Origin of the sequence: Bradyrhizobium centrosematis (assembly GCF_045571495.1) — a bacterium.
Taxonomy (GTDB): domain Bacteria; phylum Pseudomonadota; class Alphaproteobacteria; order Rhizobiales; family Xanthobacteraceae; genus Bradyrhizobium; species Bradyrhizobium centrosematis.
In genome coordinates this window covers 5417614-5442287 of sequence record NZ_CP120703.1, presented here as the reverse complement: position 1 = coordinate 5442287, position 24674 = coordinate 5417614, and the positions used below count along the sequence as shown (strand labels likewise).

General features: G+C 64.5%; 21 protein-coding genes and 1 pseudogene. 14 read left to right on the top strand and 8 right to left on the bottom strand.

Features of this window, described 5'->3' with window-relative positions:
- Positions 1-31 precede the first annotated feature (31 nt).
- The 3 genes from P6U31_RS25975 to P6U31_RS25965 all read right to left on the bottom strand — a co-directional run bounded on the left by P6U31_RS25975 (position 32) and on the right by P6U31_RS25965 (position 2947).
- Positions 32-1213 carry an MFS transporter gene (locus P6U31_RS25975; protein ID WP_407184602.1) on the bottom strand — a complete coding sequence of 394 codons (1182 nt, stop codon included), beginning with the start codon at positions 1211-1213 and terminating at the stop codon, positions 32-34.
- A gap of 44 nt (positions 1214-1257) precedes the next feature.
- A complete protein-coding gene (locus tag P6U31_RS25970) occupies positions 1258-1989 on the bottom strand; it encodes a hemerythrin domain-containing protein (protein ID WP_407184601.1) in 732 nt (243 codons plus the stop codon).
- Positions 1990-2203: 214 nt separating this feature from the next.
- Positions 2204-2947 (bottom strand): SDR family NAD(P)-dependent oxidoreductase, encoded by a 744-nt coding sequence (locus P6U31_RS25965; RefSeq protein ID WP_407189946.1) that lies wholly within the window; start codon positions 2945-2947, stop codon positions 2204-2206.
- Between the two features lie 162 nt (positions 2948-3109).
- On the opposite strand from P6U31_RS25965, the gene P6U31_RS25960 reads away from it, so the two are divergent.
- The 5 genes and pseudogenes from P6U31_RS25960 (at position 3110) to P6U31_RS25940 (ending at position 9524) form a co-directional block, all read left to right on the top strand.
- On the top strand, positions 3110-3880 hold the full coding sequence (locus P6U31_RS25960; protein ID WP_407184600.1) for a methyltransferase domain-containing protein: 771 nt from the start codon (positions 3110-3112) through the stop codon (positions 3878-3880).
- Positions 3881-4074: 194 nt separating this feature from the next.
- Positions 4075-5076, top strand: a complete 1002-nt coding sequence (locus tag P6U31_RS25955; RefSeq protein WP_407184599.1) for a DctP family TRAP transporter solute-binding subunit — start codon at positions 4075-4077, stop codon at positions 5074-5076.
- A gap of 154 nt (positions 5077-5230) precedes the next feature.
- A pseudogene (locus tag P6U31_RS25950) lies at positions 5231-5659 on the top strand (TRAP transporter small permease); the annotation flags it as partial.
- Between the two features lie 306 nt (positions 5660-5965).
- Positions 5966-7207, top strand: coding sequence for a TRAP transporter large permease (locus P6U31_RS25945; RefSeq protein WP_407189945.1), 1242 nt, complete (start codon positions 5966-5968; stop codon positions 7205-7207).
- A gap of 388 nt (positions 7208-7595) precedes the next feature.
- Entirely contained in the window at positions 7596-9524 is a 1929-nt protein-coding gene (locus tag P6U31_RS25940; RefSeq protein WP_407184598.1) for an alkyl/aryl-sulfatase, read from the top strand.
- A gap of 175 nt (positions 9525-9699) precedes the next feature.
- Here P6U31_RS25940 and P6U31_RS25935 read toward each other — a convergent pair whose 3' ends face one another.
- A complete protein-coding gene (locus tag P6U31_RS25935; protein ID WP_407184597.1) occupies positions 9700-10770 on the bottom strand; it encodes a glycosyltransferase family 4 protein in 1071 nt (356 codons plus the stop codon).
- 274 nt (positions 10771-11044) lie between these two features.
- Here P6U31_RS25935 and P6U31_RS25930 point away from each other — a divergent pair, with 274 nt between their 5' ends.
- From P6U31_RS25930 to P6U31_RS25915, 4 genes are read left to right on the top strand one after another with little or no spacing between them, the layout of a single operon-like run.
- Positions 11045-12808: an ABC transporter ATP-binding protein gene (locus tag P6U31_RS25930; RefSeq protein WP_407184596.1), complete on the top strand. Its 1764-nt coding sequence runs from the start codon at positions 11045-11047 to the stop codon at positions 12806-12808.
- A gap of 56 nt (positions 12809-12864) precedes the next feature.
- Positions 12865-15069 carry a glycogen debranching N-terminal domain-containing protein gene (locus tag P6U31_RS25925; protein WP_407184595.1) on the top strand — a complete coding sequence of 735 codons (2205 nt, stop codon included), beginning with the start codon at positions 12865-12867 and terminating at the stop codon, positions 15067-15069.
- A gap of 19 nt (positions 15070-15088) precedes the next feature.
- Positions 15089-15607 (top strand): PRC-barrel domain-containing protein, encoded by a 519-nt coding sequence (locus P6U31_RS25920; protein ID WP_407184594.1) that lies wholly within the window; start codon positions 15089-15091, stop codon positions 15605-15607.
- A 23-nt stretch (positions 15608-15630) separates the two neighbouring features.
- Positions 15631-16917: an MFS transporter gene (locus P6U31_RS25915; protein WP_407184593.1), complete on the top strand. Its 1287-nt coding sequence runs from the start codon at positions 15631-15633 to the stop codon at positions 16915-16917.
- 63 nt (positions 16918-16980) lie between these two features.
- Here the strand turns inward: P6U31_RS25915 and P6U31_RS25910 are convergent, their stop codons facing one another.
- From P6U31_RS25910 to fixL, 4 genes are all read right to left on the bottom strand, one after another.
- Positions 16981-17679: a helix-turn-helix domain-containing protein gene (locus P6U31_RS25910; protein ID WP_407184592.1), complete on the bottom strand. Its 699-nt coding sequence runs from the start codon at positions 17677-17679 to the stop codon at positions 16981-16983.
- Between the two features lie 103 nt (positions 17680-17782).
- Positions 17783-18199, bottom strand: a complete 417-nt coding sequence (locus P6U31_RS25905) for a response regulator transcription factor (RefSeq protein ID WP_407184591.1) — start codon at positions 18197-18199, stop codon at positions 17783-17785.
- 43 nt (positions 18200-18242) lie between these two features.
- The gene (fixJ, locus tag P6U31_RS25900; RefSeq protein WP_407184590.1) at positions 18243-18860 is read right to left on the bottom strand and encodes a response regulator FixJ; all 618 of its coding nucleotides are present in this window, start codon (positions 18858-18860) and stop codon (positions 18243-18245) included.
- 4 nt (positions 18861-18864) lie between these two features.
- Positions 18865-20382 (bottom strand): sensor protein FixL, encoded by a 1518-nt coding sequence (gene fixL, locus P6U31_RS25895; protein WP_407184589.1) that lies wholly within the window; start codon positions 20380-20382, stop codon positions 18865-18867.
- 200 nt (positions 20383-20582) lie between these two features.
- Between fixL and P6U31_RS25890 the strand changes: the two genes are divergently transcribed.
- The 5 genes from P6U31_RS25890 to P6U31_RS25870 all read left to right on the top strand — a co-directional run bounded on the left by P6U31_RS25890 (position 20583) and on the right by P6U31_RS25870 (position 24671).
- Entirely contained in the window at positions 20583-21416 is an 834-nt protein-coding gene (locus P6U31_RS25890) for a universal stress protein (RefSeq protein WP_407184588.1), read from the top strand.
- Between the two features lie 34 nt (positions 21417-21450).
- A complete protein-coding gene (locus P6U31_RS25885) occupies positions 21451-21876 on the top strand; it encodes an HPP family protein (protein ID WP_407184587.1) in 426 nt (141 codons plus the stop codon).
- 220 nt (positions 21877-22096) lie between these two features.
- Positions 22097-23746, top strand: a complete 1650-nt coding sequence (ccoN, locus tag P6U31_RS25880; RefSeq protein WP_407184586.1) for a cytochrome-c oxidase, cbb3-type subunit I — start codon at positions 22097-22099, stop codon at positions 23744-23746.
- A gap of 12 nt (positions 23747-23758) precedes the next feature.
- Positions 23759-24493 carry a cytochrome-c oxidase, cbb3-type subunit II gene (gene ccoO / locus P6U31_RS25875; protein WP_407184585.1) on the top strand — a complete coding sequence of 245 codons (735 nt, stop codon included), beginning with the start codon at positions 23759-23761 and terminating at the stop codon, positions 24491-24493.
- A 13-nt stretch (positions 24494-24506) separates the two neighbouring features.
- Positions 24507-24671, top strand: a complete 165-nt coding sequence (locus tag P6U31_RS25870; protein WP_128924382.1) for a cbb3-type cytochrome c oxidase subunit 3 — start codon at positions 24507-24509, stop codon at positions 24669-24671.
- Positions 24672-24674: the final 3 nt, after the last annotated feature.

The window sequence follows — 24674 nt, the reverse complement described above, 5'->3', positions numbered from 1 at the left end:
AGGATCTGCAAGATCCATCGCGGACAACCGGTCAGCGCGCGCGTTCCTGCCGTTTCGCCAGCAGGAAGACGGGCACCGAAGCAAGTTGAGCGAGGATCGAGAATGCGATCAGCCCGGCCTTCGAATTTTCGTACAGCAGGCCCGCCACGATGCTGCCAACGAGCCAGCCGACGCCGTAGCCCGCGTAGTACAGCCCGAAGGCGAAGTTGCGCTTTCCTTCGGGCAGCACCTCGGCGACGATCGCCTTGAGCAGCGTGTCCTGGATCGCGTAGCCGACGCCCCAGAGCAGCATTCCGAACAGGACCAGCCAAAAGCCGCCGAGAAACACGAAGGGCGAGAATGCGGCCGAGACGCATACGGCGGCGATCACCACCGGAAGTCCGGTCCGGTCGTAAGCTTTTCCGAAGGCCAGATTCGCCAGCACGCCGAAGGCGGTCGAGGCGGCGAGCATCACGGGGATCCATTGTTCGGACGCGATCCCGGCCTTGGTCAAATGGTAGGAGATGAGCTCGAAGCTCATCAGCCCCGCGGCGAACATCGCGCCGGCCAGCATATAGAGCCAATAGGCCCTGCAGAAGTCCTTTGCCGGAGCCGTCCCGCCTTGATCGAGGCTTGACGGCAGCGGGAAGTTCACCCGTGCGACCACCAGCGCGACGAGCGCCGCCGCGGCCGAGATCGCCAGCAGCGCGTATCCGGTCCGAAGGTCTCCCTTCAGCAGAAGCACCGCCGCGACGATGAGCGGACCAAGGGTCGCGCCGAACTCGTCCAGCGCGGTGTTCAGCGCGTACACCCAGCCCTTGCCGAGCTCAGCCGTCGTATAAGAGAGCATCGCCTCGACCGTGGGCTTGCGAAGCGCGCGCCCGATGCGCTCGGCCAGGATGAGCGCGGCCGCGACCTGCCAGCTTCCGGCGAGCGCCATCGCCGGCACCGCGAAGAGGTTGATGGCGTAGCCGACGAACGTGATGAGCCAGTAGCGGCCGGTCCGGTCCGCCGCGTAGCCGGCGGGAAGGCGCAGGGCGTAGCCGAGAAACTCGCCAAGCCCCGCCGTGGCGCTGACGATGGCCGCGCTCGCGCCGAGCGAGGCCATGAACGGCCCGTTGATGCTGGCGCCGCCTTCGTAGGTGATGTCGCCGAACAGGTTGACGATGCCCGTCGTCATCACGAAGAGAAACGCCGGAGAGCCGAAGTCACCTGTTTTGCGGGACTGCGCCATCCGCAATCCTCCACCATCCTCGTGCAGACGCGGCGTGCCGCCGGTCAACGCGGCGTGAATTGGTTCAGGTCGTCAATACCCATCTGCTGCTCGAGTCGGGCCACGCGAGCGGCCATCTTCTCGAAGCCGTCCTCCCCGAAGATCTCGTGCTCCTTCTTCTCGAATTCCTCGGCCATGGCGTCGTATTCGCTCGACGAGACCACGTCCTTCAGCTTTGGGAAGAGGTCGGTATCCTCCCGCGCGGCGTGCGGCCGGTACATCGTGATGAAGGATTGCATCGAGCCGACGAGCTGCTTGCGGCCATCGGCGTCGGTCCGGCTCCTGGGCGCAAGCAACAGGATGGTCTCCGTGACCTTTCGACCGGCCTCGTGCTGGCGCAGCAGGACGTCCACGAGATCGGTCATCTTCCCGGCCTTCTTGAAGCGCGGGAAGACGTGCTGCTCCTCGGACTTCTCATGGTAGTTGTTGATGAAATCGCGAATGACCTCGGCCGATTGCGTGATCAGCGCAGGGTCGAAATCCGCGTTGAACGAGAGCTTCCGCATGCCGGCCTCGTAGAGCAGCAGCACGCGATCGAGCACGCCGTGCTCGCGCATTAGGTCCTCCGGTGGCGTGACGTCCTCGTCCTTCTTTCCTGTGACCGCTTGCTTCAACGTCTCGCCGATGCCCCGCTCATCGGCCAGCGCCCGCGTGGTGAGAATGGCCGGCGCTGCGACGGTTACCAGCGTGGTTCCGAGCAAAAGCCGACGGCGCTTGTCTGGCACGATGACTTTCATGGCCGGCACTCCCGAATGCGGTGCTGATATGGCTTCGCCGGTTTCCGGCGAGACGGCGTCAACGTGCAACGGAAAGCCTCGTTCCAATCACGAAGTCTGGCAAAAAAGCGTGCCCACCATTCTCGGTGGGAAGATGAGTGATGAGACGATGGCAGGTAGCCCGGCGGCAAGCGCAAGCAAAACTGCCCGAAGATTGCCTTGCGGTTCGCAGCTTCTAGAACTGATACCGCCGCAATCCCCCATCCACCGGGATCACCGTGCCGGTGATATACCGCGCCACCGGTGAGGCCAGGAACACCGCGAGCGCGGCCAGATCCTCCGGCTCGCCCCAATAGCCGACCGGGATCTCTTCCTCGGCAAAGCGCTCGCGATAGTCCGGCGGATAGTTGCGGCGGATCTGCTCGCTCATGATGCGGCCGGGCGGAATGCAGTTGATGGTGATGCCGTGCTCGCCGATCTCGCGCGACAGGCCCTTGGCCCAGGCATGCACGGCGGCCTTGGCGGCGAAGGCGGCGTTGAGGCCTTCGGGCTCGGACTTGCCGGTGATGTTGACGATGCGGCCCCATTTGCGCGCGATCATCTGCGGCAGCAGCGCATGGGCAATGCGGCGGTAGCTGGTGAAATTCAGCGCGATCGCCTCGTCCCATTTGCTGTCGGGCGCATCGACCGGCAACGGGCGGCTGCCGCCGGCATTGTTGACGAGAATGTCGACATGGCCGAGCTCTTTCAGCGCGAAGGCGGCGATCGTCTCGGCCGCGTCCTTGGCCATGATGTCCTGCTCGAGCGGCGTGATCAGCCCGCCACCGACCTCTTTCGCCAGCTCGGCCAGCAGCTCGGTACGCCGCGCCACGCCGACGACGCGCACGCCCTCGGCGGCAAGACCCTTGGCGATGGCGCGGCCGATGCCGATGCTCGCGCCGGTGACGACTGCGGTTTTCGATTTGAGCCCGAGGTCCATGGTCACACGCTCTCTTGGTCGTTCTTGCTTGTTGCTGTTGGTTTCCTGCCCTGTCCCGGCCGGGGTGATTTGCCCGATGGGGACGAGCAGTGGTAACCAAGAGGCTTGCCGAAGGACAAGAGCCTTGGCGAAGGAAACACCAAAAAGAAAAGGCGTCGAGCGATGGTCTGGGATCCGCAGCAATATCTGAAGTTCTCCGGCCACCGGCTGCGGCCCGCCGTCGATCTCTTGATGAGGATTCCGGATTTTGCTCCGCGCACGATCGCCGATCTCGGGGCCGGCGCCGGCAACGTGACCAAGCTGATCAAGGAGCGCTGGCCGGAGGCCAGCGTGACCGGCGTCGAGGGCTCAGCCGAGATGGTCGCGGCCGGGCGCAAGGCCGCGCCGGACGTGGAATGGTCACATGAAGACCTCGGCCATTGGCGCCCAGCCAAGCAATACGACTTGATCTATTCCAATGCCGCACTGCACTGGCTGCCCAATCATGCGGCACTGTTTCCGTCCGTCATGGAGAAGGTGACGCCCGGCGGCATGCTTGCGGTGCAGATGCCGCGCAACTTTACCGCGCCGTCGCATGTGCTGATCGGCGAGACCGCGCTCGATGGTCCGTGGCGATCGAAGGTCGAGCATCTCGTCACGCCGCCGCCGGTCGAGGGGCCGGCCTTCTATCACGATCTTCTTGCGCCGATGTCGGCCAACATCGACATCTGGGAGACCGAATATCTGCAGGTGCTGGAAGGCGAGAACCCGGTCAAGGAATGGACCAAGGGGACCTGGCTGACGCGCTATCTCGACGTGCTCGCGGGCGAGGAGAAGATCGCGTTCGAGGCCGCCTATGGCATGCGCGTTGCGAAGGCCTATCCGAAGAATGCGGCGGGACAGACCCTGTTCCCGTTTCGCCGTCTGTTCATGGTCGCGCAGCGCAAGGGCTGATGCATTGCCGCAATGCGACATAAGCGCTCGTTCCGCTGGGCGCGCGGGTGCCGGGTTGCGCATACGGCACGCGGCAAGCTAGCTTGGCTGCTGCAAATTGGGCTTAGGTCTAGTTGTTCGGCTTGCGGATAGCTGCCACTACTGACCTGCAAAACAAAAAGAACCCGGTTTTCCAGGTTGTTGGGGAGGTCTTCATGCGCAAACTGCTCTTTGCGGTCGCGGCAGCCGCGCTCGCTCTGGCTCCTGCCATTGCACACGCCCAAAATCCGATCGTCATCAAGTTCAGCCACGTCGTCGCCAACGACACGCCGAAGGGGAAGGGCGCGCTGAAATTCAAGGAGCTCGCCGAGAAATACACCGACGGCAAGGTCAAGATCGAAGTCTACCCGAACTCCACGCTCTACAAGGACAAGGAGGAGATCGAGGCGCTGCAGCTCGGCTCGGTGCAGATGCTCGCGCCATCCACAGCGAAGTTCGCCCCGCTCGGCATCAAGGAATTCGAAGCGCTCGACTTGCCCTGGCTGTTCAAGGACGATGCGACCTATTCCAGCGCGATGAAAGGCACCGTCGGCAAGTGGCTGTTCCAGAAGCTCGAAGCCAAGGGCATCACCGGGCTCGCTTATTGGGACAATGGCTTCCACATGCTCTCCGCCAACCGGCCCTTGCTGAAGCCGACCGATTTCCAGGGGCTCAAGTTCCGCATCTCCGGATCGAAAGTGGCCGACCAATATCTGCGCATCATGGGCGCGATCCCGCAGATCATGGCGTTCTCCGAAGTCTACCAGGCGCTGCAGACCGGGGTGGTCGACGGCTGCGAGAACACCGCGTCCAATTATCTGACGCAGAAGTTCTACGAGGTGCAGAAGGACATCACCGTGTCCTATCACGCCCATCTGCAATATGCCGTCATCGTCAATTCGAAGTTCTGGTCGGGGCTGCCGCCCGATATCCGCGCCCAGCTCGACAAGGCGATGGCTGAGGCGACCGACTACACCAATTCGATCGCGCGCCAGGAGAACGAGGACGCGCTGGCCGAGATCAAGAAGACGGGCAAGACCAATCTGCACTACCTCACCGATGCCGACCGCAAGGCCTGGCAGGAGGCGATGCAGCCGACTTATAAATGGGCAAAGGGCAGAGTCGGGCAGGAGGTGCTCGATCTCGTTGCCAAGGAACTCGACGTCAAGATGAACTGACGGCCGCGCCCTAACAAGAACAATAGCAACGGTCGGGAGTGATCGCGCTCCCGGCCGTTTCGCTCTTGATTGATGAGACGATGCTGGGGGGACCAAGTTGCTGCGTGTGTTGAACCGTTTTCTCGATCACCTCGAGGAGTGGCTGATCGCGACGATGATCGCGGCTGCGACGTCGCTCATCTTCGTCGCCGTACTGCACCGTTACGGCGCCGGACTGTCGATCGACATCGCCAAATGGGCGGAAGCGCGCAAGCTTGCTTTCCTGGCCGTTCCGGCGCGTGCGACGTTCACCTGGCTTGCCGCGCTCGACCTGTCCTGGGCCCAGGAGCTCTGCATCTACATGTTCATCTGGATGGCGAAGTTCGGCGCCGCCTACGGTGTGCGGACCGGCATCCATGTCGGCGTCGATGTGCTGGTCAATATCCTTCCCGGCGGATCGCGCCGGCGCGTCATCACCTTCGGGCTGTTGTGCGGTGCGCTTTTCACGGCGATCGTCGCCTATTTCGGCGCCGCGTTCGTCGGCCAGATGTGGCAGACCGGCCAGCAGTCCAACGATCTGGAAGCGCCGATGTGGATGGTCTATCTCACCATCCCGCTCGGCTCCGGCCTGATGTGCTTCCGCTTCCTGCAGGTCGCCTGGTCGTTCTACCGCACCGGCGAGCTGCCGCATCACGACATGGCCGGCGTCGAGGGCGTCGATGTGGACCCGGTGCATCCGGCACCGGTCACGCCCACCCAAGTGGTCCGGGACGAGCGCAGCCCGCTCGGCTGGATCCTGATGCTGCTGCCGGTGCTGATCGTCGCGCTGTGCTTCGCCCATGCGGGCCATGTCATCACGCTGCCGCAGGGCCTGCGCGTCATCATCGTGTTCGCGCTGCTGCTCTCCCTGATGCTCACGGGCATGCCGATCTCGATCGCGCTGGGTCTCACCGTGCTCAGCTTCATGTTCACGCTGACCGACGTGCGAACGGAATCGGTGGCGCTGAAGCTGTTCACCGGCATCGAGAATTTCGAGATCATGGCGATCCCGTTCTTCATACTCGCCGGCAACTTCCTGACCCATGGCGGGGTGGCGCGCCGGATGATCACCTTCGCGACCTCGCTGGTCGGCCATTGGTACGGCGGCCTCGCGCTGTCGGGCGTGGTCGCCTGCGCGCTGTTCGCGGCGATCTCCGGCTCCTCGCCGGCGACCGTGGTGGCGATCGGCTCGGTGATCCTGCCGGCGATGGTGGCGCAGGGCTTCCCGAAGCGGTTCGGAGCAGGCGTCATCACGACGTCGGGCTCGCTCGGAATTCTCATTCCGCCGTCGATTCCGATGGTGCTCTACGCCGTGTCCACCAACAGCTCGGTCGGCAAGCTGTTCATCGCCGGCATCGTGCCGGGATTCGTGCTGGCCTCGCTGCTTGGTGCCACGACGTTCTATCGCGCCTGGCGCAACGACTATCCGCGGATGCCGAAGGCCACCTTCCTCCAGCGTCTCGACGCCTTCCGCAAGTCGATCTGGGGCATCCTGCTGATCGTGATCGTGATCGGCGGCATCTACAGCGGCCTGTTCACGCCGACCGAAGCCGCCGCTGTCAGCGCGGTCTACGCCTTCATCGTCGCAGTGTTCATCTACAAGGATCTGAAGCTGCGCGACGTGCCGCGGGTGCTGCTGTCGTCGGCGAACCTCTCGGCGATGCTGCTCTACATCATCACCAACGCCGTGCTGTTCTCGTTCCTGATGACCTACGAGAACGTGCCGCAGGCGCTCGCGCAATGGATGATCGACCAGGGCTTGGGGTGGATCGGCTTCCTGCTCCTCGTCAATTTGCTGCTGCTGCTGGCGGGCAACGTGATGGAGCCGTCCTCGATCATCCTGATCATGGCGCCGATCCTGTTCCCGGTCGCGGTCAAGCTCGGCATCGACCCGATCCATTTCGGCATCCTGATGACGGTCAATATGGAGGTCGGCCTGTGCCATCCGCCGGTCGGGCTCAATCTCTACGTTGCCTCGGGCATCGCCAAGATGGGGATCACCGAGCTCACCGTCGCGGTCTGGCCATGGCTGCTGACCATGCTGGGCTTCCTCGTGGTGGTGACCTATTGGCCCGGCCTGTCGTTGTGGCTGCCGAGGCTGCTGGGGATGTAGTGGGCGCGAAAGGCTGCGCGAGTCTCACCCTCCCCCTCCAGGGGAGGGCAATCGCATATGGTGTGCACGATGCGGCGGCAGTGGCAGTCGGCTCCCTCTCCCGCTTGCGGGGGAGGGCTGGGGTGGGGGCTGTCTCCGCATTGGGATTGCTAGAAATTGCGGAAGATGCCCCCGGGTGGCGAAAGCCCTCACCCGCCGCGCTCTGCGAGCGCGTCGGCCTCTCCCGCAAGCGGGAGAGGCGTAGCAAGCCCGCGGTCCTCGCGAATCCATATGCGATTGCCCTGCCCTCCAGGGGAGGGTGAGCCCGGCGGCCGCTTCGCCCCATCGATGGCCATCGGCGGTGAGATGCGGTTAGATTGTTCCAGCCAGTGCGGGAAGGAGCGGGCCGATGACAGGGATTTCCAACGAGCCGAAGGATGCCACGCCGTCCGTCATCGCGCAGCAAGCGGCGATGCTGAATGCGCTGCCGTTTTCCGATACGCGGGATTTCGATGATGCCGCCCGCGGCTTCCTCGGCACGATCGAGGACGCGACGATCGCGAACTCGCAAGGTCGGACGGTCTGGAGCCTGAAGCCTTACGGCTTCCTGTCCAGCGAAGAGGCGCCGCCCACGGTCAATCCGAGCCTGTGGCGGCAGTCGCGGCTCAACATGCAGCACGGCCTGTTCGAGGTTGTGCCCGGCGTCTATCAGGTGCGCGGGCTCGACATCGCCAACATGACGCTGATCGAGGGTGACAACGGCGTCATCGTCGTCGACACCCTGACCTCGATCGAAGGCGCGCGTGCCGCGCTCGATCTCTATTTCAGGCATCGGGGGCTGAAGCCGGTTGCGGCGGTGATCTTCACGCACACCCACACCGACCATTGGGGCGGTGCGCGCGGCGTGCTGGAGGAGGATGCGCTCGCCATCGGGCGGGTGCCCATCATCGCGCCGAACCTGTTCATGGAGCATGCCGTCTCCGAGAACATCATCGCGGGGCCGGCCATGCTGCGCCGGGCGCAATACCAATTCGGGCCGCTGCTCGCCAAGGGCGCGCGGGGGCAGGTCGATTGCGGGCTCGGCAAGTCGATGGCCGCAGGCTCGGTTGCGCTGCTGCGCCCCACCGACCTGATCATGGCGACCGGCGATACGCGCGTCATCGACGGCGTCGAATTCGAATTCCAGATGGCGCCGAACAGCGAAGCGCCGGCGGAGATGCACTTCTTCATCCCGCGCTACAAGCTGTTGAACCTCGCCGAGAACTGCACGCATAATTTCCACAATCTGCTGCCGTTCCGCGGCGCCGACGTGCGCGACGCGCTGGCGTGGTCGAAATATCTCGGCGAGGCCTTGCGGCTCTGGGACGGCAAGGCGGAAGCGATGTGCGGCCAGCATCACTGGCCGGTGTGGGGGCGCGAGCGCATCGGCACGATGATCCGGCAGCAGCGCGATCTCTACAAATTCGCGCATGACCAGACCATCCGCCTGATGAACCATGGCCTCACCGCAGCCGAGATCGCCGAGACGATCCAATTGCCGAAGAGCCTGGAAGGCGCCTGGCACGGTCGCGGCTATTACGGCCACATCCGGCACAATGTGAAGGCGATCTACCAGAAATATCTCGGCTGGTACGACGCCAACCCGGTCAATCTCGATCCGCTGCCGCCGGTGGAGTCGGGCAGGAAATACGTCGAGTACATGGGCGGCGCGGACGCGATCCTGGCGCGGGCGCGCGCAGATTTCGACAAGGGCGAGTTTCGTTTCGTCGCGCAGGCGCTCGGCCATCTCGTCTTTGCCGAACCCGACCATGCGGCGGCGCGCAGCCTGCTCGCCGACACGCTGGAGCAGCTCGGCTATGCCGCCGAAAGCGCGACCTGGCGCAACGCCTACCTGTTCGGCGCGCAGGAATTGCGCCAGGGCATGCCGAAGGTGCCGGCCCGTCCCCCGATGCCGCGCGAGACGCTGGCCGCGCTGCGCACCTCCCAGCTCTGGGACGTGCTGGGCATCCGCCTCAACGGCCCCAAGGCGGAAGGCAAGCACATCGTCTTGAACTGGCTCTTCTCCGACACCGGCGAGACCTTCGTGCTCAATCTGGAGAATTGCGCGCTCACTTACACTGAGGGCGTGCTGGCCGAGGATGCCGATGCCGGCTTCACGCTGGAGCGCTCCACGCTCGACGAGGTGATCGCCAAGCTGACGAGCTTCCCGGAGGCGGTTGCCGCCGGCAAGATCAAGCTGTCGGGCAATCCGATGAAGCTCGCCGAGCTGATGGGTCTGATGGACGAATTCCCGCGCATGTTCGAGATCGTCGAGCCGAAGCGGGCGACGGTGAGATAGGACGCTGTCGCGCCATATTGGGTGTCGTCCCCGCGAAGGCGGGGACCATAACCCCAGGGAGAAGTTATAGCGCCGGCTGGCAACTCCGAGTCTTCGCAAAACCAATGCTGCGGATCATCCCGGATCGGCGCGCGCTTTTGGGCGCGCTTGTCCGGGACGACGCCGTTTGGTTTACCTACTCCGCGCTGCTCACCAGCTTGATCCGCGGCGCCTGCGCCTCGGTCAGCGAGCGATAGGCGGCGAGATAGTCCAGCGCCATGCGCCGCGCCGTGAAGCGCTTCTCGAACTGGCTGCGGATCGCGGTGCGGTCGAGTTGCGGCAGACGTTTCACCACGCCCGCCGCACTGATCACGTCCTCGACCACGAAGCCGGTCAGCCCCTCGTCGATGATCTCCGGTACCGAGCCGCGGTTGAAGGCGACGACCGGCGTTCCGCACGCCATGGCTTCGATCATCACGAGGCCGAACGGCTCCGGCCAGTCGATCGGCAGCAGCAGCCCGAGCGCGCCGCTCAGGAAATCCGACTTCTCGTGATCGCTGATCTCGCCGATGAACTCCACCAGCGGATTGTTCTCGATCATCGGCCGGATCAGTTCGTCATAGTAATCCTGATCGGCACGATCGACCTTGGCCGCGATCTTCAGCGGGATGCCGCAATCGGTCGCGATCTTGATGGCGCGGTCGACGCCTTTCTCCGGCGCGATGCGGCCGAGCACGGCGAGGTATTCCTGTTTCGCCGGCTTCGGCGTCAGCAGGTTCTCCGGAAGACCATGGTGAATCGTCGCCACCCAGTTCGCCTGCGGCACCGGCCGCCGCTGCGCATTGGAGATCGAGATGACCGGCATTTTGGAGAAGGTGTTGAAGACAGGCTGATGCTCCGGCAGGTCGAGCCGGCCATGCAGCGTGGTCAGGAAGGGCGTCGGCTGCCGGTGGAACAACGACCAGGGATAGTAGTCGAGATGGAAGTGGAGGAAGTCGAACTCCTCATCGTCACATTTCTGCCGGACGCGCTCGAGGAGGACCATGTGCAGCGCGTTGGGGTCGCGCACGGAGCCATCAAGCCGAAGCGCCCGCGGCCATAATGCATCCAGCTTCGCCGACGTCTGCGAGTCGCCGCTGGCGAACAGCGTCACATCGTGTCCCAGGGCCACCAGCTCTTCCGTCAACCAATGCACCACCCGCTCGGTGCCGCCATACAGCTTGGGTGGAACAGCCTCCGTCAACGGAGCTACCTGCGCGATGCGCATCTCACCATCTCCTCTGCGATCATGAATGTTGAAACCCCCGCCTGAAGGCACCGGCAATGCCAGACGAGGGAACGTTCCCGCACCTGCGAAGTTCCTTCTCCCAAACGTTACATCTTCGACACGTCGGGGCAGCGTCGCGATGTTGCCACTACATCTTCGCAGATCGTCCGCATCCGCATGTCGTGATCACGGGGCGCGGGAACCCGGGCGAAGCGTCGATGTTCACAGCGCTAAGACGACAAACTTAAAATTCTCAGGACGGGGCAATAGCCAAATGGATCATCTTTCTGGATACGCGCGCAGACCATTTGCCTTTGTCTTGCGCTATCTTCGGATGCGAATGGCGTCGCATCTGGTGATCCTGGCTGCGGTCGTAGGGGCCGTTGCCTGCTCCGTAGGCACCCAGTACGGGGTTAAGTCTCTCGTCGACGCCCTGTCCGCGGGACCTTCGCATGGCGGTGGCGTATGGCTGGCATTCATTTTGCTCATGTCGCTGATCGCCGCCGACAACTTCCTGTGGCGCATCGCGAGCTGGACAGCGAGCTTCACCTTTGTCCGGGTGACGGGCGATTTACGGCGTGACATATTTCGGCATCTCACCGGGCATGCGCCAAGCTATTTCTCGGACCGGATGCCGGGAATGCTGACGAGCCGCATCACGGCGACCTCAAACGCGGTGTTCACGGTCGAGAACATGTTCGTCTGGAACGTGTTGCCGCCTTGCATCGCCACGGTTGCGGCCATCGCGCTGATCGGAACCGTGAGCCCCTACATGGCGCTCGGCCTGACCGTGATCGCGGGCGGTATGGTGATCGCGATGTTCCACCTTGCCGCCGCCGGCAAGCCGCTTCACGACGATTTCGCCGACAAGGCTGCCGCGGTCGACGGCGAGATGATCGACGTCATCAGCAACATGCCGCTGGTCCGTGCCTTTTGCGGCATCGGCCACGAGCATGAGCGGTTCGACGCGACGGTGAACCGGGAGCTGACGGCGCGAAGCCGCAGCCTGCGCTATCTGGAAAAGTTGCGGCTGTTGCATGCCGCCGTCACCGTGCTCTTGACGATCGCGCTGATGGCCTGGGCCATCACGCTCTGGCAGAAGGGCGAAGCGACCACCGGCGACGTCGTGCTGGTCTGTACGCTCGGCATCTCGATCTTGAGCGCGACGCGCGATCTCGCGGTGGCGCTGGTCGACGTCACCCAGCACGTCGCGCGGCTGACCGAGGCGATCGCCACGCTGCTGGTGCCGCACGAATTGCGCGATCACCCCGAGGCGGAGCCGCTGGTGAAGAGCGGCGCGGCCATCGCATTCAACAACGTCACCTTCGGCTATCCCGGCGGCGACAAGATCTTCGAGCGGTTCAGCCTGCGGCTTCAGCCCGGCCAGCGCGTCGGCCTGGTCGGCCAGTCCGGCGGCGGCAAGTCGACATTGTTCACCCTGCTGCAGCGCTTCTACGATATCGACGAAGGCAGCATCACCATCGACGGTCAGGACATCTCCATGGTGACGCAGCAGAGCCTGCGCGAGGCGATCTCGGTCGTGCCGCAGGACATTTCGTTGTTTCACCGCTCGATCCGCGAGAACATCCGCTACGGCCGGCCGAACGCGACCGACGACGAGGTGTTGCGAGCCGCGATCGCGGCGCGCTGCGACTTTGTCGAGAGCCTGCCGGAAGGGCTCGACACCATGGTCGGTGACCGCGGCGTCAAGATGTCCGGCGGCCAGCGCCAGCGCATCGCGATCGCGCGCGCCTTCCTCAAGGACGCGCCAATCCTGCTGCTGGACGAGGCCACCGCCGCGCTCGACAGCGAGTCCGAGGAGGCGATCCGCGAGGCGCTCTCCCGCCTGATGCGGGGCCGCACCGTGATCGCGATCGCGCACCGGCTGGCGACGTTGCGCAATTTCGACCGCGTGGTGGTGCTGAGGAATGGCAAGATCATCGAGGACGGCTCGCCGGAGCGTCTGATGCAGGGCCACGGGCCGTATCGTGAGCTGGTGACGCAGGAAATGAGCCGGCTCGCGCAAGCCGCCGCGTAAATCAACAGTCGCGTTCTCGAGTCGGTTGCGTTCCATACAGCGCAGGGGAGCAGCTCATGTCGGCCGAAGCCGTAACCCAATTCGCCTCCGTGACGCGGACCTCCGAACAGGTCGCGGAACAGCCTTTCTACATCCCCATGACCGGGCCGTCGGCCCGGCCGCGGCGGTCCCTCAAGCACGACGACATGTTCATCGTGCTCGACAGCCATGGCGACATCGGTGCCTCGGCCGGCGGGCCGGACGGGCTGTTTCACCACGACACGCGCTATCTGGCGCGGCTGGAGCTCGTGCTCGACGATCTCCAGCCGCTGCTGCTCGGCTCCAATTTGCGCGACGACAATTCGGCGCTAACGGTTGACCTCACCAATCCCGACATCTACCGGCAGGGCAGCCTCGTTCTGCAAAAGGACCTGCTGCACATCGTGCGCACCATTTTCCTGTGGCGTGGCACCGCGTATCAGCGCATCGGCGTGCAAAATCACGGCGACCGGCGCACCAGCTTCGACCTGACACTGCTGTTCGACAACGACTTTGCCGACCTGTTCGAGGTTCGCGGCGAGCGGCGCCCGCGCCGCGGGACCGGCACCAGCAAGTTGCTCGGGCCGACCGACGTGCTGTTCGAATATCGCGGTCTCGATGACACCGAGCGCACCACGAGCCTGCATTTCGACCCGCGCCCGACGCGGCTGTCGGTCAATGCCGCGACCTGGCAGCTCGAGCTGGAGCCTCACGAATCGAAGTCCCTGTTCGTGGCCGTATCCTGCAACCGGCCGGCCACGGAGAAGCCCGTGCGCTTCTTCAGGGGGTTGCTCGCCCATCGCCGCGAGATGCGCTGTTCCACGATGGGCGCCGCCAGCATCGAGACCTCCAACAACATCTTCAACGAGGTGCTGTGCCAGGCCATGGCCGACCTCAACATGTTGATGACGGAGACGCCGCAGGGACGTTACCCCTATGCCGGCATCCCCTGGTACTCGACGACTTTCGGCCGCGACGGCCTGATCACCGCGCTCCAGATGCTGTGGGTCGATCCGCGCGTCGCCAAGGGCGTGCTGAGGCGGCTCGCGCATTTCCAGGCCAAGGCGGTCGATCCGCTCGCGGACGCCGCGCCCGGCAAGATCCTGCATGAGATGCGCGGCGGCGAGATGGCGGCGCTGCGCGAGGTGCCGTTCGCGCAATATTACGGCAGCGTCGATTCGACCGCGCTGTTCGTGCTGCTCGCCGGGAGCTATTTCGAGAGGACCGGCGACGAGAAGACTCTGATCGAGCTATGGCCGGCGATCGAGGCGGGGCTGGCCTGGATCGACGGCCCCGGCGATCCCGACCAGGACGGCTTCGTCGAATACCAGCGCGCGACCGATAAGGGGCTGGCCAACCAGGGCTGGAAGGACTCCTACGACGCGATCTTCCATGCCGACGGCCAGCTCGCGGAAGGCAACATCGCGCTGGCCGAAGTCCAGGGCTACGTCTACGCCGCCAAGCAGCTCGCCGCTCGCTGCGCGCTGCGGCTCGGCAAGCCGGAGCGTGTGCGCAAGCTCGAGGCCGACGCCAGGATACTGGCCGAGCGCTTCGAGCAGGCATTCTGGTGCGAGGAGCTCGGCACCTATGCGCTAGCTCTCGACGGCAAGAAGCGGCCGTGTAAGGTGCGGACCTCGAACGCCGGTCAGGTCCTGTTCAGCGGCATGATCCGCGAGGACCGCGCTCGCCTCGTCGCGGCCGATCTGATGCGGCCGCACTTCTTCTCGGGCTGGGGAATCCGCACCGTCGCGCAAGGCGAGGTGCGCTACAACCCCATGTCCTACCATGACGGGTCGATCTGGCCGCACGACAATGCGCTGATCGCGCTCGGGCTCGCGCGCTACGGCCTCAAGCATTCGGTGGCGCATGTCTTCAAGGGACTGTTCGACGCCGCGACCTACATGGACCTGCGCCGGTTGCCCGAACTGTTCTGCGGCTTCCGGCGCGAGAAGCGGCGCGGCCCGACGCTTTATCCGGTCGCCTGCGCGCCGCAGGCCTGGGCCAGCGCGACGCCGTTCACGCTGCTGGAAGCGGCACTCGGCATCGAGTTCGACGTGGCGCGCGGCGAGATTCGTCTGCGCAACCCGCATCTGCCGGCGTTCCTCAACGAGGTGATCCTGCGCGACCTGCGCCTCGGCGAGTCCAGCGTCGATCTTCGCGTCAGCCGCCATGGCGACGACGTGGCGCTGGAGGTGTTGCGCACGCGCGGCCAGATTCAGGTCTCGATCGTGCTGGCGCGCTAGCAGCGCGCAAGGAGGCGTCATGCGTGCGACCGGAGCATTGATCCTTGGCCTAGCCGTCGTCGCGAACCTGGCGGTCGCCACCTCGCACGCCGCGGACGAGCCGCCCACGGCCCCGAGTGAAGCGAATGCGCCGGCATCCCAGCCACCGGCCTCGACCGTGCCGGTCACGCCGAAGGACGCCGCGCCGCCGCCGTCGGTGACCATCATCGGCGCGAGCGAGGCCCACGGCGTGCTCGGCCGCGACGTGCGCAGCGCGGCCGGCGAGGACATGGGCCGGATCGTCGACGTCATCGTCGATCGCACCGGCCATGTGCGCGCCGCGGCCATCGATTTCGGCGGATTTCTCGGCGTCGGCAGCCGCAAGATCGTGGTGGACTGGAATGCGCTGCGCTTCGGCAAGATCGCCAACAAGAAGGACAGCATCACGCTGGAATTGACCAAGGCGCAGGTCGCCGCCGCGCCGGAATACAAGGAGGACACGCCGATCGTCGTGCTCGGTGCGTCCGGCAGCCTTCAACCGCTGCAAGCGATCCAGTGAGGTGCGGGGAGGGCTGACCGCCTGTGCTGTTGTCGAGGAAGCCGAAGCATGCAGATCGCGATGGCCGCGTTGAACAGGACAACGTCGCCGCGCCTTCGGCCGCCAGCATCCCGGCTCCGTCGCGGCAGAGCCTGCGCGGCCTCGACTGGTTCATCTTCTTCCTTGCCGACGTGCAGACCGGATTCGGTCCGTTCATCGCGGTCTATCTGACCACCCAGAAATGGACCCAGGTCGAGATCGGCCTCGTGTTGTCGATCGGCGGTATCGTCGCCTTGATCGGGCAGATGCCGGGCGGGGCGATCATCGATGCCGCGAAATCGGAGCGGCTGGTCGCCGCGCTCGCGATCGCGACCATCGGCGCTTGCGCGCTCGCCTATGCCGCGATGCCGATCTTCCCGGTGGTGATCACGGCCGCCACCCTGCATGCGATGGCGAGCTGCGTGCTGGGCCCCGCGATCGCGGCGATCAGCCTCGGCCTCGTCGGCCCGCTGGCGATCGGCGAGCGGCTCGGCCGCAACGCGCGTTTCGCCTCGCTCGGTAACGGCGTCGCGGCGGCGGTGATGGGCACCGCGGGCTATCTGCTGTCGAGCCGCTCGGTGTTCCTGGTGACCTTCCTGCTCGCAATCCCGACCCTGATCGCACTCTCGCGGATCCGCGAGCACGAGGTCGATATCAGGCGTTGTCACGGCGAGATGCCGCCCGAAGCGGCCGACCGCGCCGACACCAACATCTGGCATCTGATCCGGCAGCGCCCGCTGATCGTATTCGCCCTCAGCGTGCTGCTGTTGCAGCTCGCCAACGCCTCGATGATGCCGCTGATGGCAAGTGCGGTGACGGCGCGGTCCGCCCAATGGGCGACAGTGCTGGTCGCGTTCTGCATCGTCGTTCCGCAAGCGATCGTGGCGCTGCTGTCGCCGACGGTCGGACGCAAGGCGCAAGCGTGGGGGCGGCGGCCGCTGCTGCTGATCGGATTCGGCGCGCTGGCGATCCGCGGCCTGCTGTTTGCGACCGTGCGCGATCCGTATCTGCTGGTGCTCGTGCAAGTGTTCGACGGCATCACCGCGGCGGTGTTCGCGGTGATGATTCCGCTGATCGTGGCCGACGTCGCCTTCGGCAGCGGCCATTTCAACCTGGCGCAGGGCATCGTCGGCACCGCGACCGGCATCGGCGCGTCGCTGAGCACGGTGCTCGGAGGCTATGCCAGCGACAAGTTCGGTAATGCCACCGCCTTCATCGGGCTGTCCGGCGTTGCCGCAACCGGGCTGCTGCTGATTCTCTTCGTGATGCCGGAAACGCGGCGCACGGCATGATCGCGGCAAAGAAAAAGCCGGCTGAAACGAGTTCGGCCGGCCAAGTCACGGGGGAGAAACTGATCAGGCGTCGAGATGCTGCAGGCGCTGGCGATTGCGCAGCACGATCTGGCGGGCGCCGGAGAAGCCGAGAATGCCCTGCGCATGAAGCTGCGACAGTGCGCGCGATACGGTTTCGAGCGTGAGGCCGAGATAATCGCCGATGTCGCGACGGCACATCGGCAGCGCCATCATGCCGGCAACGGTGAGGCGGCGGTCCATCTCAAGCAGGAAGGTCGCAACGCGCTCCATCGCGGTTTTGCGGCCGAGCAGCAGCATGTGGTCCTCGGCATGGCGCAGCTCGGAGGCGGTCATCGCCCAGAGCTTGCGGGCGACCTGGACGTCGGTGCCTGCAGCCTTCTCGAGGCTCGCGCGCTTCACGAGGCGCACCGTGGTGTCGATGATGGCTTCGGCGGCAAGGCGGTGAACCGGACCGGATTCGAGGCCGAACACGTCGCCGGGAAGATGAAAGGCGCCGATCTGGCGACGGCCGTCGGACAGGAGCTTGTAGCTGCTCACCGCGCCGGAGACGACCTGGTAGACATATTCGGCCGGCTCGTCCTCGCCATAGATCTCCTCGTCCTTGCGGTAGGAGAACTCCGTGGCGACGAGGCCGACATGGCCCGTGATGGCGCCGAACTGGTCGGTAACGGGGTGGGCAGGGGCAATCTTGCCGATAATCTGGGTGTTGATCGCCTGGGTGTTGAGCGTCTGGGTCAGCATCTGCGCCATCTCCGTTGTGATGGCGCATTGGTACGCGGTATCCGGGGCTTCGAAAATTTCGAGCGATATCTTAAGGGGGTCGCCTTACGTAGAATCCCGTAGGTCAGGCCTGGGGGCGGTCCTGGATGGCGTGGCGGATGCACTTGACCAGATTTTCGTCGAGAAGTGGCTTCAGAACCACGTCTTTGATGCCCGCCGTCGCAGCCCGGGCCGAGATGTTCTCGTCGGGATAGCCGGTGATCAGGATCACGGGCGCGTCGCGGTCGGATTTGCGCAAGCGGCCAGCCAACTCGATCCCGTTGATATCAGGCATCTTGTAGTCGATGACATAGCAGTCCGGCCCGGGCGCGCCGCCGACATTGAGCAGCGCCGTGCCGCTCCTGAAGGTTCGCACGGCAAAGCCGTCGGCCTCCAGCAGGAACCGCAGGGATCCCAGGACGGCGGCATCATCGTCGACCACAAAGACGGTAAGTTGTGCGGGGGACGACGGCCGCGCACGATGTGAGCTGACCTCGATCATGCTGCCTGGTTAGCACGGCGCCGGCAAGGTGCCTTGACCTGCCTCAATCCTTGAGCATGCCAGCCCGCATGGCCAGTCGGACCAGCTCCGAGAGGCTGCTCGCCTGCATCTTGGTCATGACATTGGCCCGGTAGACCTCGATGGTGCGCGGGCTGATGTCGTATTCTCGGGCGATCAGCTTGTTGGAGAGACCTGCGATCAGCCCTTCCATGACCTGGCGCTCCCTGGGACTGAGGGACGCGACGCGGGCGGCGATATCATGTGCCACGGCTTCATTCTTGGCAGCGGGCTCGGCCTGGCGGATCGCCGACTCGATCATGGCGGTAAGACGGTCGTCGTCGAACGGCTTTTCGAGGAAATCGACCGCTCCGAGCTTCATCGCCTCGACCGCGAGCGGCACGTCGCCATGACCGGTCATGATCAGGATCGGGAAGGTGCTTTGCAGTGCCTTCATCCGCTTCAAGAGCTCGATGCCGTCGAGGCCGGGCATGCGCACGTCGGAAACGACGCAGCCGAATTCCAGGCGGGGCAATGCCTCGAGAAAGGCGAGGGCGTCGTCGAACAGCGTGACGCCGAAGCCGGCCGAATCCAGCAGGAAATTCAGCGAATCGCGCATCGCTGCGTCGTCGTCGATAACGTAGACATGTCCCTTGGTCGTCATGAAGTCAGCTCTCGTCGGTTGCCGGCAGGGTGAAGCGGAATGTCGCTCCGCCAGCTGCGTTGCTCTCGGCCCACATGCGGCCGCCATGAGCCTCGATGATTGAGCGGCTGATGGAGAGCCCCACGCCCATGCCGGTGTCCTTGGTGGTGAAGAAGGTCTGGAACAGGTTTGGAATCACGTCGTCCCGGAAACCCGAGCCGGTATCGGAGACCTCCACCTCGATCATGTCGTCGGCGACGCGGGTGTTGGCGACCACGAGCTCGCGGCGCGGCGACTGCGCCATCGCCTCCAGCGCGTTGCGGAACAGATTGACCAGCACCTGCTGGATCTGCACCCGGTCGGCGAGAACGAGATCGGCGTCGGGATCGAGGCTGAAGCGGAGCTGCACGTTCTGCTCGCGCGCGCCGGCGAGCCCCAGCGCGCCGGCCTCCTCGATCAGCTTGGACAGGCTCTCGACCCGCTTCTCCGATTCGCCGCGGGAGACGAAGTCGCGCAAGCGCCGGATGATCTGGCCGGCGCGCAGGGCCTGCTCCGCCGCGCGATCCAGCGCGTTCTCGACCTTCGGCGTGTTGGGATCGCTGCTGCCGGCGAGGAGGCGCCGCGACCCCTTCATGTAATTGCTGATCGCGGCCAGCGGCTGATTGAGCTCGTGAGCGAGCGCGGAGGCCATTTCACCCATCGCTGTCAGCCGCGAGACGTGGACGAGCTCGGATTGCAATTCCTGCAGCCGCGCCTGGGTCTGCTGGTGCTCCGTAAGGTCGCGCACGAATCCCGTGAAATAGGGCTCGCCGCCGGATTCCATCTCGCCGATCGACAGGTGCATCGGAAAGGTCGTGCCGTCGCGGCGCTTGCCGGTCACGATGCGGCCGATGCCGATGATGTGCGGATCGTTCGTGGTGCGGTAACGGGCGATGTAGCTGTCGTGCCGGGTGCGATCGGGCTCCGGCATCAGGATGCTGACGTTCTGGCCGATCGCCTCGTGCTCGGACCAGCCGAACAGGCGCTCCGCGGCCGTGCTGAACAGCTGCATGATGCCGTGGCCATCGATGACGATCATGGCGTCGGGAATGGTTTGGAGAATGGAGCGGAGGTGGCTCTCGCGCGTGCGCAGCGCCTCCTCGACCTGCTTTTCCTCGTCGACGTCGAGAAAGATGCCGCTGAGATGACGGGCGACGCCATGTTCGTCGCGAATGAGGCCGGCCCGGGCGCGAATCCACTGCCAGCTGCCGGAGGCATTCGCGACCTTGAAAGACACGTCGAAGCCGCCGCCACGCTCGGAAACGCGCTTGATTGCGCTCTCGACCCGCTCTCTGTCCGCGGGCTGAAGCCGCGACAGGAACAGCTCGTAGCTCGCCGGCTGATCCCGCTCGATGCCGAGCAGGGCCTTGGCGGTATCGGACCAGTCCAATTCCCGCGTGGTGAGATCGAGATCCCAGGTGCCGACGCCAAATCCTTCGATCCGAACGCGAAAACGTTCGCCCCGACCATCGTCCTGCGAGTACGTTACGGGGGTCGGCGACAAATGGTGCTCCTATTGCTGATGCGGCGGCTCCGGACGCCGTTACCGCTTCCCCCAATGTCGCTCAAGGCCGGGCCGGAGGCAAGTTCCGTCGCTTGCGGATCGACGGCAAGCCGGGCGCCCGTTGCCTCCTTGATCTATCTCATCCCCATGTGTGGAGGCAGGCGTAAGTTTCGCCAAAGTTTCTGCACTGGAGAACTTCGATGACATACGCGACCGTGATGGTCAGCCTGGCGCTCGATCAGCCCAACGAGGCGCGTCTCCAGGTCGCTGGCGAGCTCGCTGAACGATTCGAGGCTAATATCGTCGGGGTCGCCGCGGCGCAGTTCGCGCCGCCACTCTATTTCACCGACGGCGCCGAGGCGCAAGCGCTGATCGACGACGGCGAAGCTTCGGTCAAGCGCCGGCTGGCCGGCCTCGAGGCGCAATTCCGGGCCGCCACAAAGAATCGTGGCGGCCATGCGGAGTGGCGCAGCGCCATGGATTTCCCGGTGCGATTCGCCCTGGCGCAGGCGCGTTGCGCCGACATCGTCGTCAGCGGCGGGCAGAGCCCGGCGTTCTCCGACGCGTTCGCGCTGGCAAGCCCCAAGGATCTGGTGATGCAGGCCGGTCGCCCGCTTCTCGTCGTTCCCGACCGCGTCAACTGGCTCGACCTGCGCAGCGTGCTGGTGGCGTGGAAGGATACGCCGGAGGCGCGGCGGGCTGTGGCCGATGCGCTGCCGATGCTGCGCAAGGCAAGGGAGGTCACCATCGCCACGGTTCCGGAGCGCGACGACGACCGCTCAGCCGTGATGGCCGGCGTCACCGACGTGGCCGCCTGGCTCGCCCGCCACGGCATCACCGCGACGGCCCGCATCTGCGAGGGCGCTCGCAACGAAACCGCCGCCGCGCAGCTTGAGAAGGTCGCCGGCGAGGTCGATGCCGGCCTGATCGTCGCGGGCGCCTATGGCCATTCGAGATTTCGCGAACTGATCCTGGGGGGCGTCACCCAATATCTCGTGACGCAGACGGCCCGCAGCGTGCTGCTGTCGCATTGACGGCCGGCCAGGATCGAATCGAGGAGGACGCGCCGTGTACAAATTTCTTGAACAGACCGTCGACGGCTACATGACGCGCAACGTCAAGGTGGTGCAGCGTGACCGCGACCTGCTCGAGCTCAGCGAGATGTTCGAGACCGACGATTTCAACTCCTATCCGGTCGAGGACGACGGGCAAGTCGTCGGCATCGTCACCAAATTCGACATCCTGAAGTGCTTCGCCTTCACGCCGACCCAGATGCTGCCGCGCTATCACGACCTGATGAGCCGCAAGGTCGGCGACGTCATGACGCCCGAGTTCATCTATGTCAGCCCCGAGACGCGGCTGACGCGCGTGCTCCAGATCATGGTCGAACACCGCATCAGGAGCATCATCGTGCTCGACGGCACGCAGAAGCTGGTCGGGATCATCGCCCGCGAGGACGTCATCGCCGCACTCAAGGCGACGGCGCTGGAGTGACGGACCATTCCTGAACGAGTCCATTGTCGCCTCCGTGATTGTACGGAGGCTGCTCCCATTGGCGCGTCACGCCGGGGCGGCCTGCGAGCGTCGAGATTTTGAAGGAACCAGCACGATCGCCGCCGACTCCGAAGAACTTAAGTGTCGCTCTTGATTGAAATCAATTCCCGGTGAGGGTGGATGTGGTTTCTGGAGCTGTGTTCTTTCAGAGAGAATCCGCATGAGCCAGCCCTCCATTTCCAAATCCATGACCATCGGTGAAAGCGGCTTGGCTGTCGTGTTCGCAGTCACCGCCTTCTTCTGCGTGATCGCTTCGGCCAAGGCGCTCGATGCGCCCTTCGCCTTCCATGCCGCGCTCAGCGCGGCGGCGAGCCTGGCTGCGGTGTTCGTCATCGTCAACCGCTACCTTGACCGCCCGGCGGCGCTGCCGCCGCAGGAGATCAACGGCCGCCCGAACTACAATATGGGCCCGATCAAGTTCTCCGCGTTCATGGCGATGTTCTGGGGCATTGCCGGCTTCCTCGTCGGCCTGATCATCGCCTCGCAGCTGGCCTGGCCGGCGTTGAATTTCGACCTGCCCTGGACCAGCTTCGGCCGCCTGCGACCGCTGCACACTTCGGCGGTGATCTTCGCCTTCGGCGGCAACGTGCTGATCGCAACCTCCTTCTACGTGGTGCAGAAGTCCTGCCGCGCGCGCCTCGCCGGTGACCTTGCGCCGTGGTTCGTCGTCATCGGCTACAATTTCTTCATTCTGATCGCCGGCACCGGCTATCTGCTTGGCGTCACGCAAGGCAAGGAATATGCCGAGCCCGAATGGTACTCGGATCTCTGGCTGACCATCGTCTGGGTCGTTTATCTGCTGGTCTTCCTTGTCACCGTCATCAAGCGCAAGGAACCTCACATCTTCGTCGCGAACTGGTTCTATCTCGCTTTCATGGTGACGATCGCGGTGCTGCATCTCGGCAACAACCCCGCGCTGCCCGTCTCCGTGTTCGGCTCGAAGTCCTACATCGCCTGGGGCGGCATCCAGGACGCCATGTTCCAATGGTGGTACGGCCACAACGCGGTCGGCTTCTTCCTGACCGCCGGCTTCCTCGCCATCATGTACTACTTCATCCCGAAGCGCGCCGAGCGGCCGATCTATTCCTACCGGCTGTCGATCATCCACTTCTGGGCGCTGATCTTCCTCTATATCTGGGCCGGCCCGCATCATCTGCACTACACGGCGCTGCCGGATTGGACGCAGACGCTCGGCATGACCTTCTCGATCATGCTGTGGATGCCCTCCTGGGGCGGCATGATCAATGGTCTGATGACGCTGTCGGGTGCCTGGGACAAGCTGCGCACTGACCCCGTGCTGCGCATGCTCGTGGTCTCCGTCGCCTTCTACGGCATGTCGACCTTCGAAGGCCCGATGATGTCGATCAAGGTGGTCAACTCGCTCAGCCACTACACCGACTGGACCATCGGCCACGTGCATTCCGGCGCGCTCGGCTGGGTCGGCTTCGTCTCCTTCGGCGCGCTCTACTGCCTGGTGCCGTGGGCCTGGAACCGCAAGGGCCTCTACAGCCTGAAGCTCGTCAACTGGCACTTCTGGATCGCCACGCTCGGCATCGTTCTCTACATCTCGGCGATGTGGGTGTCCGGCATCCTGCAGGGCCTGATGTGGCGCGCCTACACCTCCCTCGGCTTCCTCGAATATTCCTTCATCGAGACCGTCGAGGCGATGCATCCCTTCTACATCATCCGCGCAGCCGGCGGCGGCCTGTTCCTGATCGGCTCGCTGATCATGGCCTACAATCTCTGGATGACGGTTCGCGTCGGCGAACAGGAAGCCCAGATGCCCGTCGCTCTTCAGCCGGCGGAATGAGGAGCTAAAGCAATGTCGTTCTGGACACGCCACCAAGTCTTCGAAAAGAACTCGATCATCCTGATCGTCGGCATCCTGCTGGTGATCGCGATCGGCGGTCTCGTCGAAATCACCCCGTTGTTCTACCTCAAGAGCACGATCGAGAAGGTCGACGGGGTGAGACCCTATACGCCGCTGGAGCTGGCGGGGCGCAACGTCTACGTCCGTGAGGGCTGCTATCTCTGCCATTCGCAGATGATCCGGCCGCTGCGCGACGAGGTCGAGCGCTACGGTCACTTCTCGCTCGCCGCGGAGAGCATGTTCGATCATCCGTTCCAGTGGGGCTCCAAGCGCACCGGTCCGGACCTCGCCCGCGTCGGCGCCAAATATTCCGACGACTGGCACGTGACCCATCTGACCAACCCGCGCGCGATCGTGCCGCAGTCGGTGATGCCGGGCTATCCGTTCCTCAGCCGGAACGAGGTCGATCCGGACGCGATCGCCGACCACATGCGCACGCTGCGGACCGTCGGTGTGCCCTACACGGACGACCAGATCGCCAATGCTGGCGCCGATCTGAAGGCCCAGGCCGATCCGGAGAATGCCGGCACCGACTCCTTCAACAAGCGCTACGCCAAGGCCGTCGTGCGCAATTTCGACGGCAAGGCCGGAACGCCGACCGAGATGGACGCACTGATCGCGTATCTGCAGATGCTCGGCACGCTGGTCGACTTCAAGATCTACAACGAGAAAGCCAATCTTCGCTGAGAAGGCATGAACGATGAAAGCTATCCTGACAGTCCATAATCTAGCGTCCGAGCTCGTGACGACGATCTGGACGCCGGCGTTCGTCGCGATCTTTCTCGCGATCATCGCCTACGCTTTTTGGCCCCGTAACAAGGCTGCTTTCGATGAAGCAGCGCACCTGCCGTTGCGGGAGGAGTGAGAC

Bases quoted from the DNA above. Each gene is read 5' to 3' on its own strand.
- P6U31_RS25890 (WP_407184588.1), top strand. From the start codon at position 20,583: ATGACATACGCGACCGTGATGGTCAGCCTGGCGCTCGATCAGCCCAAC.
- ccoN (WP_407184586.1), top strand. From the start codon at position 22,097: ATGAGCCAGCCCTCCATTTCCAAATCCATGACCATCGGTGAAAGCGGC.
- P6U31_RS25975 (WP_407184602.1), bottom strand. From the start codon at position 1,213: ATGGCGCAGTCCCGCAAAACAGGTGACTTCGGCTCTCCGGCGTTTCTC.
- P6U31_RS25970 (WP_407184601.1), bottom strand. From the start codon at position 1,989: ATGAAAGTCATCGTGCCAGACAAGCGCCGTCGGCTTTTGCTCGGAACC.
- P6U31_RS25870 (WP_128924382.1), top strand. From the start codon at position 24,507: ATGAAAGCTATCCTGACAGTCCATAATCTAGCGTCCGAGCTCGTGACG.
- ccoO (WP_407184585.1), top strand. From the start codon at position 23,759: ATGTCGTTCTGGACACGCCACCAAGTCTTCGAAAAGAACTCGATCATC.
- P6U31_RS25905 (WP_407184591.1), bottom strand. From the start codon at position 18,199: ATGATCGAGGTCAGCTCACATCGTGCGCGGCCGTCGTCCCCCGCACAA.
- fixJ (WP_407184590.1), bottom strand. From the start codon at position 18,860: ATGACGACCAAGGGACATGTCTACGTTATCGACGACGACGCAGCGATG.
- P6U31_RS25955 (WP_407184599.1), top strand. From the start codon at position 4,075: ATGCGCAAACTGCTCTTTGCGGTCGCGGCAGCCGCGCTCGCTCTGGCT.
- P6U31_RS25920 (WP_407184594.1), top strand. From the start codon at position 15,089: ATGCGTGCGACCGGAGCATTGATCCTTGGCCTAGCCGTCGTCGCGAAC.
- P6U31_RS25930 (WP_407184596.1), top strand. From the start codon at position 11,045: ATGGATCATCTTTCTGGATACGCGCGCAGACCATTTGCCTTTGTCTTG.
- P6U31_RS25910 (WP_407184592.1), bottom strand. From the start codon at position 17,679: ATGCTGACCCAGACGCTCAACACCCAGGCGATCAACACCCAGATTATC.
- P6U31_RS25960 (WP_407184600.1), top strand. From the start codon at position 3,110: ATGGTCTGGGATCCGCAGCAATATCTGAAGTTCTCCGGCCACCGGCTG.
- P6U31_RS25940 (WP_407184598.1), top strand. From the start codon at position 7,596: ATGACAGGGATTTCCAACGAGCCGAAGGATGCCACGCCGTCCGTCATC.
- P6U31_RS25965 (WP_407189946.1), bottom strand. From the start codon at position 2,947: ATGGACCTCGGGCTCAAATCGAAAACCGCAGTCGTCACCGGCGCGAGC.
- P6U31_RS25925 (WP_407184595.1), top strand. From the start codon at position 12,865: ATGTCGGCCGAAGCCGTAACCCAATTCGCCTCCGTGACGCGGACCTCC.
- P6U31_RS25935 (WP_407184597.1), bottom strand. From the start codon at position 10,770: ATGCGCATCGCGCAGGTAGCTCCGTTGACGGAGGCTGTTCCACCCAAG.
- P6U31_RS25945 (WP_407189945.1), top strand. From the start codon at position 5,966: ATGCTCACGGGCATGCCGATCTCGATCGCGCTGGGTCTCACCGTGCTC.